Origin of the sequence: Cupriavidus sp. MP-37 (assembly GCF_020618415.1) — a bacterium.
GTDB lineage: Bacteria > Pseudomonadota > Gammaproteobacteria > Burkholderiales > Burkholderiaceae > Cupriavidus.
Window position 1 is genome coordinate 3,520,286 of sequence record NZ_CP085344.1, and the last position, 14,304, is coordinate 3,534,589.

The following is a 14,304-nucleotide window of genomic DNA, read 5'->3' on the forward strand; positions in this document are numbered from 1 at the left end:
GAAAACCCTGATGTTGTCAGGGTCGTGCGATCTGCCGCAGGACTGCGGCCTGTTCCTCGGGATCGTAGGCCTGCAGCAGCTGGTCGACCAGCGGTTCCAGCCGTTCGCAGTTGGCGTGCAGGATTTCCTGCTTGACCCGCAGCAGCTGCGCCGGATGCATGGAGAATTCGCGCAGGCCCATGCCCAGCAGCAGCCGGGTCATCGACGGATCGCCCGCCATCTCGCCGCACACCGCCACCGGCACCCCGGCACGGTTGGCTTCGCGGATGGTGCGCGCCACCAGTTGCAGCACCGCCGGGTGCAGCGGGTCGAACAGGTGGGCGACGGCGTTGTCGGCGCGGTCGATCGCCAGCGTGTACTGGATCAGGTCGTTGGTGCCGATGGACAGGAAATCCATCTTGCGCAGGAACAGCGGCAGCAGCAGCACCGCTGCCGGGATCTCGATCATGGCCCCGACCTTCATGCCGGGATCGTAGGGCTCGCCGCGTTCGTCCAGCTGGCGCTTGGCCTTGGCGATCAGCGCCAGGGTCTGGTCGATCTCGCTGGCATGCGCCAGCATCGGCACCAGCAGCCGCACCGGGCCGAAGGCCGAGGCGCGCAGCAGCGCGCGCAGCTGGGTCAGGAACATGCCGGGCTCCGACAGCGACCAGCGGATCGCGCGCAGGCCCAGCGCCGGGTTCAGCGCGGTCTCGAAGTCATCGGCACGGCCGTCGCCGCGGGTGTCGAGCGGCTTGTCGGCGCCGATATCGATGGTGCGGATGGTCACCGGCAGCCCGTGCATGGCGTCGACCGCGCCGCGGTAGGCCTGGAACTGCTCTTCCTCGCCCGGCAGCTCGTCGCGCCGGTTCATGAACAGGAACTCGGAGCGGAACAGGCCGACACCGACCGCGCCGGCGGCCAGCGCGGCGCCCGCGTCCTCGGCCATCTCGATATTGGCCAGCAGCTCGATCTCGATCCCGTCCAGCGTCACCGCCGGCGTATGGCGCAGGCGCTGCAGGCGCTTTTTCTCCAGCACGCGCTCGCTCTGGCGGTGGCGGTATTCCTCGAGAATGATGGCGGTGGGGTCGACGATCACCAGCCCGGCGTCGCCGTCGATGATGATCCAGTCATCCTGGCGGATCAGCTCGCTCGCGCTCTGCACGCCGACCGCGGCCGGGATGTCGAGGCTGCGCGCGACGATGGCGGTATGCGAGGTGCGCCCGCCCAGGTCGGTGACGAAGCCGTGGAACACGGTGTGGCGGAACTGCAGCATGTCGGCCGGGGCGATATCGTGGGCTACCACGATCACGCCGGGCGCGGGCTCGCCGTCGGCGGCCAGTGCGGGCACCGGCGCGGGCACCAGCACCGGGGCGCCGGCCAGCGCCTTCAGGATGCGTTCGACCACCTGCTGGATATCGGCCTTGCGCTCGCGCAGGTATTCGTCCTCGATTTCGTCGAACTGGCGCATCAGCTCTTCGAGGCGCGTCGTCAGGGCCCACTCGGCGTTGTAGCGCCGGCCCCGGATCAGCGCCTCGGGCTCGCGCGCCAGCGCCTCGTCGTCGAGGATCATCGCGTGCACGTCGAGGAAGGCGCCCATCTCCTCGGGCGCGTCGCGCGGCAGGTCGCGCTTGAGCGCGGCCAGTTCGGCGCGCACCGCGGCGCGCGCGGCGCGCAGCCGTTCGACCTCGGCATCGAGCTGCGCTTCATCGACCAGGTAGTGCGACACGTCCAGCGCCGCGGGCGCAAGCAGGTGCGCGCGCCCGATGGCGACGCCGCGCGAGACCGGGATGCCGTGCAGGGCGAAAGGCATGTACCGCTCCGTCAGGAACGTTGATCAATTCGGGTCGAGGCCGCCGGCCTCACTCCCCTTCACCAAAGCGGTTGGCGATCAGTGCCAGCAGCGCGTCCATCGCCTCCTGCTCGTCCGGACCCTCGGTCTCGATCGTGATGGTCGAGCCGATCCCGGCGGCCAGCATCATCACGCCCATGATGCTCTTGGCATCGACCTGGCGTCCGTTGCGGGACATCTTGACCTGGCTGACGAAGCTGCCGGCGAGCTGGGTCAGCTTGGCGGACGCGCGTGCGTGCAGTCCGAGTTTATTGATGATGGTGGTGTCCCTCTGCAGCATATTTGTCGGGATGATTGGCGGTTTGATTCTGGACGGTGGTGGTGCCGACCTGCAGCACGCCCTGCGAGCCGCCGGCCAGTGCCTTGGTGGCGAGCTGGTCCAGCTTCTCGGCCCGGTAGCAGATGGCGCGGACCAGCATGGGAAGGTTGACGCCGGCCAGCACGCGCACGCGGCCCGGCTCGGCCAGGCGCGCGGCGATATTGGCGGGGGTGGCGCCGAAGATGTCGGTCAGGACCAGCGCGCCGTTGTCTTCGCAGATGGTATCGAGCCGGCGCCTGGCCTCGGCCAGCACGGCGGCGGGATCGGCATCGGGAAGGACGTCGATGGCTTCCAGCCGCTGCGGCTGGCCACAGTAGACGTGGGCGGCGCAATCGCGCAGGGCTGACGCCAGCGGGGTGTGCGCGATGATCAGGATGCCTGCCATGATGGTGATCCGTTGGATTGCCCCGATTGTAGCAGGCGCCCCCCCGCGCTCCCGCTGCCGGACCGGGCCGGTGGCGCCTAGCTGCCGGCAGCGCCGACGGCGTGCTCCAGCGCGTCGATGAACATCGCCGCGACATGGAAGCCGGTCTGCTGGGTGATCTCCTGGAAGCAGGTCGGGCTCGTCACATTGACCTCGGTCAGGTAGTCGCCGATAACGTCCAGGCCGACCAGCAGCAGGCCCTGCTCCCACAGCCCCGGCGCCAGCGCCTCGGCGATCTCGCGGTCGCGCCGGCTCAGCTCCTGGGCGCGGCCGGTGCCGCCCGCGGCGAGGTTGCCGCGCACTTCGCCGGCCATCGGCACGCGCGCCAGCGAATACGGCACCGGCACGCCGCCGATCAGCAGCACGCGCTTGTCGCCGTCCTTGATCGCCGGGATATAGCGCTGCACCATCAGCGAGCGGGCGCCGTCCTGGCCCAGCGTCTCGACGATGGCAGCGAGGTTCATGCCGTCGGCGCCGACCCGGAACACGCCCATGCCGCCCATGCCGTCGAGCGGCTTGACGATGATGTCGCGATGCTCGGCGTGGAAATCGCGGATCCGCGCCAGGTCGCGCGTGACCAGCGTCGGCGTGATGAACTCCGGATACTGGGCGATCGCCAGCTTCTCGGAATGGTCGCGGATCGCGCGCGGCTTGTTGAAGACGCGCGCGCCCTGCGCCTCGGCCAGCTCCAGCAGCCAGGTGCTGGTCACGTATTCCATGTCGAACGGCGGGTCCTTGCGCATCAGCACCGCGTCGAAGTCGGACAGCGGCTCGAGCGCGCTGTTGCCTTCGCGGTACCACGCGCCGGGTTCTGCGCCATCGTCGCCGGTCAGGTGCAGGCGCGTGGCCACGGTCTCGACGGTGCGGCCGGACAGCGCCAGCTGCGGCTGCAGGCACCAGTACAGCTCGTGGCCGCGCGCGGCGGCCTCGGCCATCATGGCGTAGGTGGAGTCCTTGTAGGTCTTGAAGGTCTCCAGCGGATCGGTGATGAAGAGGATGCGCATGGTGGCGTTCAGAGGATCGGGTTGGGGTCGGTCTTCTCGAGCTCCAGCGACGCCGCCAGCAAGGCCAGCCGCGCCACCACGCCGTACATGTAGAAGCGGTTCGGCACCGCCGCGCCAGGCTTGGCGTGGCTGTCCGGGATGCCGTTGGGCGCGAACGCCAGCGGCACGAAGTGCATGCCGGGGGCGTTCAGGTTCTCGTCGTTGCCGCGGCCGGTGTGCACGCGGTAGAAGCCGCCCACCACGTAGCGGTCGATCATGTACACCACCGGCTCGGCCACCGCCTCGTTGACCTTCTCGAAGGTGTGCACACCCTCCTGGATGATGACGTCGCTGACCTCCAGGCCCTCCTTGACCACGCTCATCTTGTTGCGCTCTTTGCGGTTCAGGCCCTTGATCTCGGACGGGTCGCGCACGGTCATGATGCCCATGCCATAGGTCCCGGCATCGGCCTTGACCACCACGTACGGCGTTTCCTTGATGCCGTACTCGCGGTACTTCTTGGCGATCTTCTTCAGCACGCCTTCGACCGCGTCGGCCAGTTCCTCCTCGCCCACGCGCTCGTGGAAATTCACGCCGGTGGTACGGGCAAAGTACGGGTTGACCATCCACGGATCGATGTCGATCAGCTTGGCGAACTTCTTCGCCACCTCGTCGTAGGCGGAAAAGTGGCTGCTCTTGCGGCGCGTGGACCAGCCGGCGTGCAGCGGCGGCAGCAGGTATTGCTCGTTGATGTTTTCCAGGATCGGCGGAATGCCGGCCGACAGGTCGTTGTTGAGCAGGATCGAGCAGGGATCGAAGTCCTTCAGCCCCAGCCGGCGGCCCTTGGTGCCCAGGCGCGCCAGCGGCTCGACCACCAGGGTCTGGCCGTCGGGCAGCTCGATCGGGGTCGGTTCGGTGATTTCCTCGGAAAGCGAGCCCAGGCGCACGTTCAGCCCGGCCTGGCGCATGATCAGCGACAGCCGCGCCACGTTCTGCAGGTAGAACATATTGCGGGTGTGGCGCTCCGGGATCAGCAGCAGATTCTTGGCGTCGGGGCAGATCTTCTCGATCGCCGCCATCGCCGCCTGCACCGCCAGCGGCAGCATCTCGGGAGCCAGGTTGTTGAAGCCGCCCGGGAACAGGTTGGTATCGACCGGCGCCAGCTTGAAGCCGGCGTTGCGCAGGTCCACCGAGCAATAGAACGGGGGCGTATGCTCCTGCCATTCCAGCCTGAACCAGCGCTCGATGGACGGGGTGGCGTCCAGGATCTTCTTTTCCAGTTCGAGCAGCGGACCGTTCAGCGCGGTGATGAGATGCGGGACCATATCCATCCTATAGATCGTCTTAATCGTTCGCCCCGATTGTAGAGGAACGGCCAACCAGGCGCTGGCACACCCTTTATAAGGATATGCAGCGCCTGGCATAAGGGATAACCATATGGGGATGGGCGGCGTGAAATAAAGAGGCCGCGCCGGCGCCGGCGGCGGGGGCAAAAAAAAAGCGCGGCGATGCCGCGCTTTTAAATGGCCTGACAGATACGGGGAGCGTTCTGCAGGTGGAGGAAACTGCCTCAATGGCAATGTATGTGCGCCGCACATTAAAGACAATTGAAGCTTTTTAAGATCGGAGTTAAGCACTTTGCGAAAAGCCCGCGCCCGGCGCGCGGGATTGCCGGCTTGCCCGCGCCGGCATTGGGCTCGCCGGTTTCGCTGGGGCGCTGCATGGGCGCCGCGTAGTCCTTGTCCGCGTCAGCTGAGCCTGATGGCCGCGGTCTCAATGTCTGCAACCCCGGTCAACGCGACAAAGAAAAAAGCCCGGCACGCAGCCGGGCAAAACTCCTGAGAGCAGATTCCCAATCAGCCCTCCAGCACAACACTTTTGCGATCAGCCTTCGTACGCGGTCTCGCCGTGCGAGGTGATATCCAGGCCTTCGCGCTCTTCGTCTTCCGGCACGCGCAGCCCGATCAGCATGTCCACCAGCTTGAAGGCGACGAAGGCCACCACGCCGGACCACACCACGGTGGTCAGCACGCCTTCGAACTGGACCCACAGCTGGCCCGCGATCGAATAATCGTCGGCAACCTTGTTGGCCACGTAGTCGTAGATGCCGGTGCCGCCCAGGCTGGGCGCGGCGAACACGCCGGTCAGCAGCGCCCCGACGATGCCGCCGACGCCGTGCACGCCGAACACGTCCAGCGAGTCGTCCATGCCCAGCATGCGCTTCAGTCCGGTCACGCCCCACAGGCACAGCAGGCCGGCCACCAGGCCCATCACGATCGAGCCCATCGGGCCGACGAAGCCCGCGGCCGGGGTGATCGCCACCAGGCCGGCCACCGCGCCCGAGGCGCCGCCCAGCATCGACGGCTTGCCCTTGCCGATCCACTCGCCGAAGGTCCACGACAGCACCGCGGCGCAGGTCGCCAGCAGCGTGTTGACGAAGGCCAGCGCGGCCGAGCCGTTGGCTTCCAGCGCCGAACCGGCGTTGAAGCCGAACCAGCCGAACCACAGCAGCGAGGCACCCACCATGGTGAAGGTCAGGCTGTGCGGACGGATCGCCTCGCGGCCGAAGCCGATGCGCTTGCCGAACATGAAGGCCCCGACCAGCCCGGCCACCGCGGCATTGATATGGACCACGGTGCCGCCGGCAAAGTCCAGCGCGCCCTTCTGGAACAGCCAGCCGGCCTTGGCCGTGGCGGCGGTGCCGGCAGCGGCGTCGGTGTAGGCATCAGGGCCCGGCCAGAACCACACCATGTGCGCCACCGGGATGTAGGCGAAGGTGAACCACAGCACCACGAACACCAGCACCGCCGAAAAGCGCGCGCGCTCGGCGAAGGCGCCGATGATCAGGCCGCAGGTGATGCAGGCGAAAGCGCACTGGAAGGCGAAGTAGCCCAGTTCCGGCAGCACCACGCCCTTGCTGAAGGTGGCGGCCACGGCGTCGACCGTCAGCCCCTTCATGAACAGCCGGTCGGTGCCGCCGAAGAAGGCATTGCCCTCGGTGAAGGCAAAGCTGTAGCCGTAGATGGCCCACAGCAGCGCCACCAGCGAGAAGATCACCAGGCACTGCATCAGCACCGACAACATGTTCTTGGAGCGCACCAGGCCGCCATAGAACAGCGCCAGGCCAGGCAGCGTCATCAGGATCACGAACGCGGTCGAGACCAGCAGCCAGGCGGTGTCGCCCTTGTTGGGCACGGGCGCGGCCGGCGCGGCGGCAGCTTCAGCCGGTGCGGCCGCGGGTGCCGCAGCTGCTGCCGGGGCGGTTGCAGCGGGTGCAGCGGCTGCAGCGGGTGAGGCGGCCGGCGCGGAAGTGGCGGCGGCCGAAGCCTCGGCTGCCGGCTTGTCCTGCGCGGCGGCCGGGGTCGACATGCCCACGCCGGCCGTGCCCACGGCCAGCGCCATCGCGCCCGCCGCCAGGAATCGCTTGATCCAGGTTTTCATGGAATTCACCTTTGTCTCTATGCTGTCTTGGGTCACAGGGCATCGCCGCCGGTCTCGCCGGTGCGGATGCGGATGACCTGCTCGATCGGGGCCACGAAGATCTTGCCGTCGCCGATCTTGCCGGTGCGGGCGGACTTCTCGACCGCCTCGATGGCGCGCTCGACCACGTCGTCAGGCACCGCCACCTCGATCTTCACCTTGGGCAGGAAGTCGACGATGTATTCGGCGCCGCGGTACAGCTCGGTATGGCCCTTCTGGCGGCCGAAGCCTTTCACTTCGGTCACGGTGATGCCGGACACGCCCACGTCCGACAGCGCTTCGCGCACCTCGTCGAGCTTGAACGGCTTGATGACTGCGATGATGAGTTTCATCAGGATTCTCCTGGGAGCGGACCGGCATCAGCCCGCCCGGGCTGCGTCAGAGTTAGAAAGTCTTGGTGATCGAGGCCCAGGCCGCGGCCTTGCCCAGGTAGCGGCCGCGGTTGGCGCTGGTGTAGGCCACTTCCTTGGCGTTGGTGTCGACATAGGCCACCGCCAGCGCGAAGCCCTTGCCCAGGTCCTTGGTCAGGCCGATCTTCCAGTCGGTGTACGAGGCGTCGCTGTTGTGCTTGACGCCCTGGTAGCCGACGTGCGCGTTCAGCGTCAGGTCCCAGAAGTTCAGCGGCACGTTGGCGGTCAGGTCGACGTAGTAGCTGTTCTTGCTGTCGGCCCAGCCAAACAGGTTGGTGACCGAATGCGAGTACTTCAGCATGACCGGGCCCCAGCCGATGCCCGCATACAGCTCGGTGGTATACGGCCGCGGATTGTTGTAGCCGCCCGGGTAGTAGTACTCGAGCACGCCCAGGTCATAGGCGAACTCGGTGCCGGCCACCTTGAAGGTGTTCTTGAAGCCGCCGTAGAAGTCCATCTCGACCGGTGCCGACACCGCCGGGTTGGCATCCTCGAGCCAGCTGATGCTGGAGTTCCAGTTGCCCAGATAGAAGCCGCTTTCGTGCGCGTAGTCGAAACCGCCCTGGATCGCCGGGCGCAGGTTGGTCTGGCTGATGCCGCGATAGCGGTAGTCCGTGACCAGCGACACGTTGGCCGTGAACGTATGCGGCGAGGCCGGCTCGGCAGCCGGGGCCGCGGCGTCGGTGCTCTGTGCCAGGGCGCCGCCCGCGGCACTGGCCAGGAACACCGCGCTGACTGCAAGGGCCAACTTCTTCATGGGTTTTTTCTCCTTTTCCTGATGGCTCGGATTTCGTCTAGTTGGATTCCGGAAAAGCTTTGAGGCAGCTCGGCAGCACTACTGCAACTGCCGTGCCACCCCAAGGAATGCCGCGGTGGGCGCGACCTCCTGGCGGCCGGGCAACAGCCCCGGGCGGGCATGAATACGGCTCGCAGCGACGCCAGATGGGGTTAAATGGTGTGAACGGCGCGGCGCCAGTGCTTTCGCCCGCGTGCCGCTGGGGCGATAATCGAGTCTTGACGGGAGCGGCGTACGGCCCGCGCACCACGGATCGCCCGCATTCAGGGCGCCCAAATCCTGTGCGAAAGCGCGCCATACGCCAGATTCCCGCCCGCATTGGCACCACTCAGGTGCGCAAAGGAGAAACCATGAAACCGACCGACCTCTTCAACGACCTGCAGAACAAGGTCAGCGAGGCGCTGCGCAATTCGCCGGCAAGGGACATCGAAAAAAACGTGCGCAGCATGATGACCCAGGGCTTTGCCCGGCTGGACCTGGTCACGCGCGAGGAGTTCGACGTCCAGTCACAGGTGCTGGCACGCACCCGCGCCCGCCTGGAGGAACTGGAAAGCCGCGTGGCCGAGCTCGAGCGCCGCGCCGGCATCCCGCCCGGCGCGGGCTCGGTGGACTCGACCGGGGGCGCGTGAGCACGCCGGTCGCGCCGCCAACTTCCAGCCTGTCCGAAGGCCGCCAGTTCTGGCGGCCTTTTTCGTTAACAGTTTCGTGCGGTTCGATGCCATGAGCCTTGCCGTCCTACGCAGCCGGGCCCTGACCGGCATCGCCGCGCCGCCGGTGCGGGTCGAGACCCACCTGGCCAACGGCCTGCCCGCCTTCACCATCGTCGGCCTGGCCGACACCGGCGTGCGCGAAAGCCGCGAGCGCGTGCGCGCCGCCATCCTCAACAGCGGCTACGAGTTTCCCAACCGCCGCATTACCGTCAACCTGGCCCCGGCCGACCTGCCCAAGGAGTCCGGCCGTTTCGACCTGGCCATCGCGCTCGGCATCCTGGCCGCCAGCGGCCAGATTCCGGCCGATGCGCTCGACGCGCATGAATTTGCCGCCGAACTGTCCTTGTCCGGCGAGTTGCGTCCGGTGCGCGGCGCGCTGGCCATGGCGATGGGGCTGGCGCGCGACAACGCTGCCCGCGCCGCCGCCGGCGAAGCGCCGCGCGCCTTCCTGGTCGCCGCCGGCAACGGCGCCGAAGCCGCGCTGATCGAAGACCTGGCCGTGCACGCCGCCGCCACGCTGCGCCAGGCCTGCGACCACCTCGGCCCAGTCGCCGAAGCACGCCTGCCCCGCGCCATGCCGCCCTTGCTGCCCGCCGCCACCGGCCGCGGTCCCGACATGTGCGAGGTGCGCGGCCAGGCGCAGGCGCGCCGGGCCATGGAGGTGGCCGCCGCGGGCCAGCACTCGGTGCTGCTGGTGGGCCCGCCCGGCACCGGCAAGTCGATGCTGGCGCAGCGCCTGCCCGGCCTGCTGCCGCCGATGTCGCTGCAGCAGGCGCTCGAAGCCGCCGCCGTGATGAGCCTGACGCCGGGCGGTTTCCGCGCCGAGGCCTGGGGCCTGCGCCCGTGCCGCGCGCCGCACCACACCGCGTCGGGCCCGGCCATGGTCGGCGGCGGCGGCAACCCGCGCCCGGGCGAGATCTCGCTCGCGCACCACGGCGTGCTGTTCCTGGACGAGCTGCCCGAGTTCGACCGCCGCGTGCTCGAAGTCCTGCGCGAGCCGCTGGAATCGGGCCGCATCACCATCGCCCGCGCCAACGGCCACGCCGACTTCCCCGCCTGCTTCCAGTTCGTGGCGGCGATGAACCCGTGCCCGTGCGGCTACCTGGGCCACCCCGACCGGCCGTGCCGCTGCACGCCCGACCAGGTGCGGCGCTACCAGTCGCGCATCTCCGGGCCCATGCTCGACCGCATCGACCTGCAGGTCGAAGTGCCCGCGCAGGACTAGGGCGAAATGCTCGACGGCCCGCCCGGCGAAGCCAGCGCCGCGGTGCGCGCGCGCGTGCTGGCCGCGCGCGAACGGCAACTGGCGCGGCAGGGCAAGCCCAACAGTGAACTGGGCGGGCGCGAGATCGAAGAGCACTGCGTCATGGACGCGCAGGCGCAGGCCCTGCTGCGCGGCGCGATGACGCGGCTGGCGTGGTCGGCGCGCTCGTACTTCCGCGTGCTGAAGGTGGCGCGCACGATTGCCGACCTGGCCGGCGCCGAGGTGCTGAACGCCGCGCACGTGGGCGAGGCGATCCAGTACCGGCGCGCGCTGCGGATGGCCGGCAGCTGACGACCGCGTCTCAGCGTGGCACGACCCGCCAGCGCAACCGGTCCGGCCGGCGGCTCAGGCCTCTTCGGACCATTGCACGCCCTCGCGCGCCATGAACGCCGACGAGGCCGCCGGCCCCCACGTGCCAGCCGTATAAGGCCGCGGGCCCTCGTCCTGCGCGCGCCACGCCTCCAGGATCGGATCAACCCAGGTCCATGCGGCCTGCAGTTCGTCGCGCCGCACGAACAGCGCCAGCCGTCCGCGGATGACATCGAGCAGCAGGCGCTCATAGGCCTCGGCGCGGCGCGTGGTGAAGGCCGAGTCCAGGTTCAGCGCCAGGCTCAGCGGCTTGAGCTTCATGCCTTCGCCCGGCTGCTTCACCATCAGCGTCAGCCGCACCGACTCTTCCGGCTGCAGCCGGATCACCATGCGGTTGGGCTGCAGCGTGCTGCCCGGGTCGAAGATCGAATGGGGGACCTCGGCAAAGTGGACCACCACCTCGGTCACGCGCTCCTGCATGCGCTTGCCGGTGCGCAGGTAGAACGGCACCTGGTTCCAGCGCCAGGTGCCAAGCTCGGCCCGCATCGCGACAAAGGTTTCGGTGCGGCTGTCGGGCGGAATCCCCTCTTCCTGCAGGTAGCCGCGCACCAGCTCGCCGCCGATGGCGCCGGCGGTGTACTGGCCACGCACGGTGTTGCGGCGCACGTCCTCGGGCAACATCGGCCGCAACGAGCGCAGCACCTTGAGCTTTTCATCGCGCACCGCGTCGGAGTTGAGCGACGCCGGCGGTTCCATCGCCAGGATGCTGACCAGCTGCAGCAGGTGGTTCTGCACCATGTCGCGCATCGCGCCGGCCTCGTCGTAGAAGCCGCCGCGCGTGCCCACGCCCACGGTCTCGGCCACCGTGATCTGCACGCTGCGCACGAACGGCGTGCGCCACAGCGGCTCGAAGATCGAATTGCCGAAGCGCAGCGCCATCAGGTTCTGCACCGTCTCCTTGCCGAGGTAGTGGTCGATCCGGTAGGTGCGGTCCTCGCTGAAATAGCGGCTGACCACCTCGCCGATATCGATCGCCGAGGCCAGGTCCACGCCCAGCGGTTTTTCCAGCACCAGCCGGGTGTCGTCGGCAATCAGCCCATGGCTGGCGAGGTTGTCGCAGGTGGTGGCGAACAGCCCCGGCGGCATCGCCATGTAGTAGATCCGCAGCGCGTCGTTGCGCAGTTGCGCGGCCAGCGCCGGGTAGTCTGCGGCCTGCGCGGCATCGAGATGCACGAACTCCAGCCGCTGCAGGAATGTCTGCCATTTGGCGGTCTCGATATAACGCGCATCGACAAACGGTTGGGCGCTTTCGTCGGCAAAATTGACAAAGGCCTCGCGGTCCCAGCGGTGCCGGCCCACGCCGATGATGCGGGTGCCGTCGGGCAGGTTGCCGTCGCGGTGGCACATGTAGAGCGAGGGCAGCAGCTTGCGCGCCGACAGGTCGCCGGCGCCGCCGAAGATGACGAGGTCGAGCGGCCGGGCGTCGGCAGTGCCGAAGGCAGAGACGGTGCGGGTGGTTGGCATGACGGGCTCCTTGCGTGCCGATGGGGCGTGGATGTTGGCCGGTCGCGGGGCAAGCCGGTCCGGGACAGTCATTGGCGGCAGTCTGCGGGATCAGCGGGTCTCGGTCACCTTGCGCAGGTATTGCGGCTGGTCGGGATTGCGCCCGCGCGCGCGGGCCAGCGCGGGCGCGGCGACATAGAAGCTCTGGATCGCGCAGAGCGGATCCAGCAGCGGCTGGCCCGCCGGCACCAGCGGCAACTCCACCGGACCACCCGCATCATTCGTGCCAGCCGGTGCGGCCAGCAGCACCCGCGCGCCGCGCGCGCGCATCTCGGCGGCCAGCGCCAGCAGCCCGGCCTGCTCCGGCCCGCGCGGCGCGAATACCAGCAACGGGTAGCCGGCGCCGATGATCTCCATCGGGCCGTGCCGCACTTCGGCGCCGGAAAATGCCTCGGCCTGGATGCCGGCGGTTTCCTTGAGCTTGAGCGCCGCCTCCTGCGCGATCGCCAGGCCAGCGCCGCGACCCAGCACCATCATGCGCTGCGCGCCGCGCAGCGCCGGCACCAGCGCCGACCAGTCCTGCGCCGCGGCCGCGCGCAGCACCTCGGGCAAACCGTTGCAGGCATCGAGCAAGGCACGCTCGCCGCCGCGCGCCGCCTCGAGCTGCCCGACCATCAGCGCCGACATCGACAGCATGGCGATATAGCTCTTGGTCGCGGCCACGCTTTGCTCGGTTCCGGCGCGCAGCGGCAAGGCATGCGCGCACGCCTGCGCCAGCGGTGAAGCGGGCGCGTTGACCAGCGCCACCGTGGCGGCGCCGCCGGCGCGCAGCGCCTGCATGGTCTCGACCAGGTCCGGGCTGCGGCCCGACTGCGAGAATGCGACCGCCAGCTGCCCGGCCACGCGCAGCGCGCTGTCGTGCAGCGTCACCGTCGACATCGGCAGCGAGGCCACCGGCACGCCCAGCCGGCGCGTCACCAGCGCCGCGAAATAGCTGGCGGCGTGGTCCGAGCTGCCGCGCGCCACGGTCAGCACCGCGGGCCAGTCGTGCGCGGCCAGTTGCGCGGCCAGCGCCGCCACGCGTTGCGTGTCGGCCAGTTGCGCGGCGACCACGGCGGGCGCGCTCAGGGCTTCTTCAAGCATCAGCGACACAGCACTCTCCTTCGACATACACGCTGCGCACCGACAGCGCGCGGTCGAGCACCACCACGTCGGCCCAGCAGCCCTCGGCCAGCATGCCGCGCTCGGCGATGCCGAGGTACTGCGCGGGGTACAGCGACACGCGCCGCGACGCATCGGCCAGGTCCAGCCCGATCGACACGAAGTTGCGCAGCGCCTGGTCCATGGTCAGCACGCTGCCGGCCAGCGTGCCGTCGGCCAGCCGCACGCTGCCATTGGCCTTGTAGACGGCCTGGCAGCCGAGGTGGTACGCGCCGTCTGGCATGCCCGCGGCAGCGGTGGCGTCGGTGACGGCGTACAGGCGGGGGATCGCGCGCAGCGCGGCGCGGATGGCGCCGGGATGCACGTGCAGCAGGTCCGGGATCAGCTCGGCGAACTCGGCATGCGCGAGCGCGGCACCGACCACGCCGGGCGCGCGGTGCCGCAGCGGCGTCATCGCATTGAACAGGTGGGTGAAGCCGCTGGCGCCGGCATCCAGCGCGGCCAGCGCGTCTTCATAGGAGCCGAGGGTATGGCCCAGCTGCACGCGCACGCCGCGCGCGGCGAGCTGGCGAATGATGTCCAGGTGCCCGGGCAGCTCGGGCGCCAGCGTCACCACCTTCAGCGGCGCGGCGTCGAGGTATTGCGCCAGTTGCTCAGGCGTGGCGATGACGGAGGTGTCCGGCTGCGCGCCCAGCTTGCCCGGGTTGATGTACGGTCCTTCCAGGTGCACGCCTAGCAGCCGCGCGGCGCGCGCCGGGCGAGCGGCACAGGCGCGGCCAAGCGCCTGCAGCGCGGGCAGCAGCGCAGCGTGCGGCGCGGTCATGGTGGTGCCCAGCAGGCTGGTGGTGCCGAAGCGCACATGCGCGCGCAGGATCACCGGCACCGCATCCTCGCCGTCCATGAAGTCCTTGCCGCCGCCGCCGTGGTTGAGCAGGTCGACAAACCCCGGCAGCACGTAGGGGGCATCGTTGCCGGCGGGCGCGACCGGCACGCCCTCGATGCGCGCGATGCGGCCGTCCGCGCCGGCATGGATCTCGCCGAAGACCCAGCCCGCCGGCGTCAGGATGTTTCCCTTCATGGCAATGCTCTCCAGATCATCGGCTGCCGCGCCCGGCCA

The 14,304-nt window shown here is 69.1% G+C and carries 12 protein-coding genes and 1 pseudogene; 2 read left to right on the forward strand and 11 right to left on the reverse strand.

Annotated elements, in window-relative coordinates; translation table 11 throughout:
- Positions 1-16: 16 nt before the first annotated feature.
- The 8 genes from ptsP to LIN44_RS16275 all read right to left on the reverse strand — a co-directional run bounded on the left by ptsP (position 17) and on the right by LIN44_RS16275 (position 8,201).
- Positions 17-1,789, reverse strand: a complete 1,773-nt coding sequence (gene ptsP, locus LIN44_RS16240; protein WP_227312945.1) for a phosphoenolpyruvate--protein phosphotransferase — start codon at positions 1,787-1,789, stop codon at positions 17-19.
- Positions 1,790-1,838: 49 nt separating this feature from the next.
- A complete protein-coding gene (locus LIN44_RS16245) occupies positions 1,839-2,108 on the reverse strand; it encodes an HPr family phosphocarrier protein (protein ID WP_018008656.1) in 270 nt (89 codons plus the stop codon).
- The gene (locus LIN44_RS16250; protein WP_227312946.1) at positions 2,077-2,532 is read right to left on the reverse strand and encodes a PTS sugar transporter subunit IIA; all 456 of its coding nucleotides are present in this window, start codon (positions 2,530-2,532) and stop codon (positions 2,077-2,079) included. Before LIN44_RS16250 ends, LIN44_RS16245 begins: the two co-directional genes overlap by 32 nt.
- Positions 2,533-2,609: 77 nt before the next feature.
- The gene (gene gshB, locus LIN44_RS16255; protein WP_227312947.1) at positions 2,610-3,575 is read right to left on the reverse strand and encodes a glutathione synthase; all 966 of its coding nucleotides are present in this window, start codon (positions 3,573-3,575) and stop codon (positions 2,610-2,612) included.
- 8 nt (positions 3,576-3,583) lie between these two features.
- Positions 3,584-4,879 (reverse strand): glutamate--cysteine ligase, encoded by a 1,296-nt coding sequence (gene gshA / locus LIN44_RS16260; RefSeq protein WP_116294497.1) that lies wholly within the window; start codon positions 4,877-4,879, stop codon positions 3,584-3,586.
- 559 nt (positions 4,880-5,438) lie between these two features.
- The gene (gene amt / locus LIN44_RS16265) at positions 5,439-6,995 is read right to left on the reverse strand and encodes an ammonium transporter (protein WP_227312948.1); all 1,557 of its coding nucleotides are present in this window, start codon (positions 6,993-6,995) and stop codon (positions 5,439-5,441) included.
- 32 nt (positions 6,996-7,027) lie between these two features.
- On the reverse strand, positions 7,028-7,366 hold the full coding sequence (locus LIN44_RS16270; RefSeq protein WP_010814843.1) for a P-II family nitrogen regulator: 339 nt from the start codon (positions 7,364-7,366) through the stop codon (positions 7,028-7,030).
- 52 nt (positions 7,367-7,418) lie between these two features.
- A complete protein-coding gene (locus LIN44_RS16275) occupies positions 7,419-8,201 on the reverse strand; it encodes a TorF family putative porin (protein ID WP_227312949.1) in 783 nt (260 codons plus the stop codon).
- A 389-nt stretch (positions 8,202-8,590) separates the two neighbouring features.
- Here LIN44_RS16275 and LIN44_RS16280 point away from each other — a divergent pair, with 389 nt between their 5' ends.
- Positions 8,591-8,869: an accessory factor UbiK family protein gene (locus tag LIN44_RS16280; RefSeq protein WP_012351595.1), complete on the forward strand. Its 279-nt coding sequence runs from the start codon at positions 8,591-8,593 to the stop codon at positions 8,867-8,869.
- Positions 8,870-8,960: 91 nt separating this feature from the next.
- Positions 8,961-10,505, forward strand: a pseudogene (locus tag LIN44_RS16285) (YifB family Mg chelatase-like AAA ATPase).
- 54 nt (positions 10,506-10,559) lie between these two features.
- Here the strand turns inward: LIN44_RS16285 and zwf are convergent.
- The 3 genes from zwf to nagA form a co-directional block, all read right to left on the reverse strand.
- Positions 10,560-12,047: a glucose-6-phosphate dehydrogenase gene (gene zwf / locus LIN44_RS16290; RefSeq protein ID WP_227312950.1), complete on the reverse strand. Its 1,488-nt coding sequence runs from the start codon at positions 12,045-12,047 to the stop codon at positions 10,560-10,562.
- Positions 12,048-12,137: 90 nt separating this feature from the next.
- On the reverse strand, positions 12,138-13,169 hold the full coding sequence (locus LIN44_RS16295; RefSeq protein ID WP_227314419.1) for an SIS domain-containing protein: 1,032 nt from the start codon (positions 13,167-13,169) through the stop codon (positions 12,138-12,140).
- Positions 13,162-14,265, reverse strand: coding sequence for an N-acetylglucosamine-6-phosphate deacetylase (gene nagA, locus LIN44_RS16300; protein WP_227312951.1), 1,104 nt, complete (start codon positions 14,263-14,265; stop codon positions 13,162-13,164). The genes LIN44_RS16295 and nagA overlap by 8 nt, the downstream gene beginning before the upstream one ends.
- Positions 14,266-14,304 lie beyond the last annotated feature (39 nt).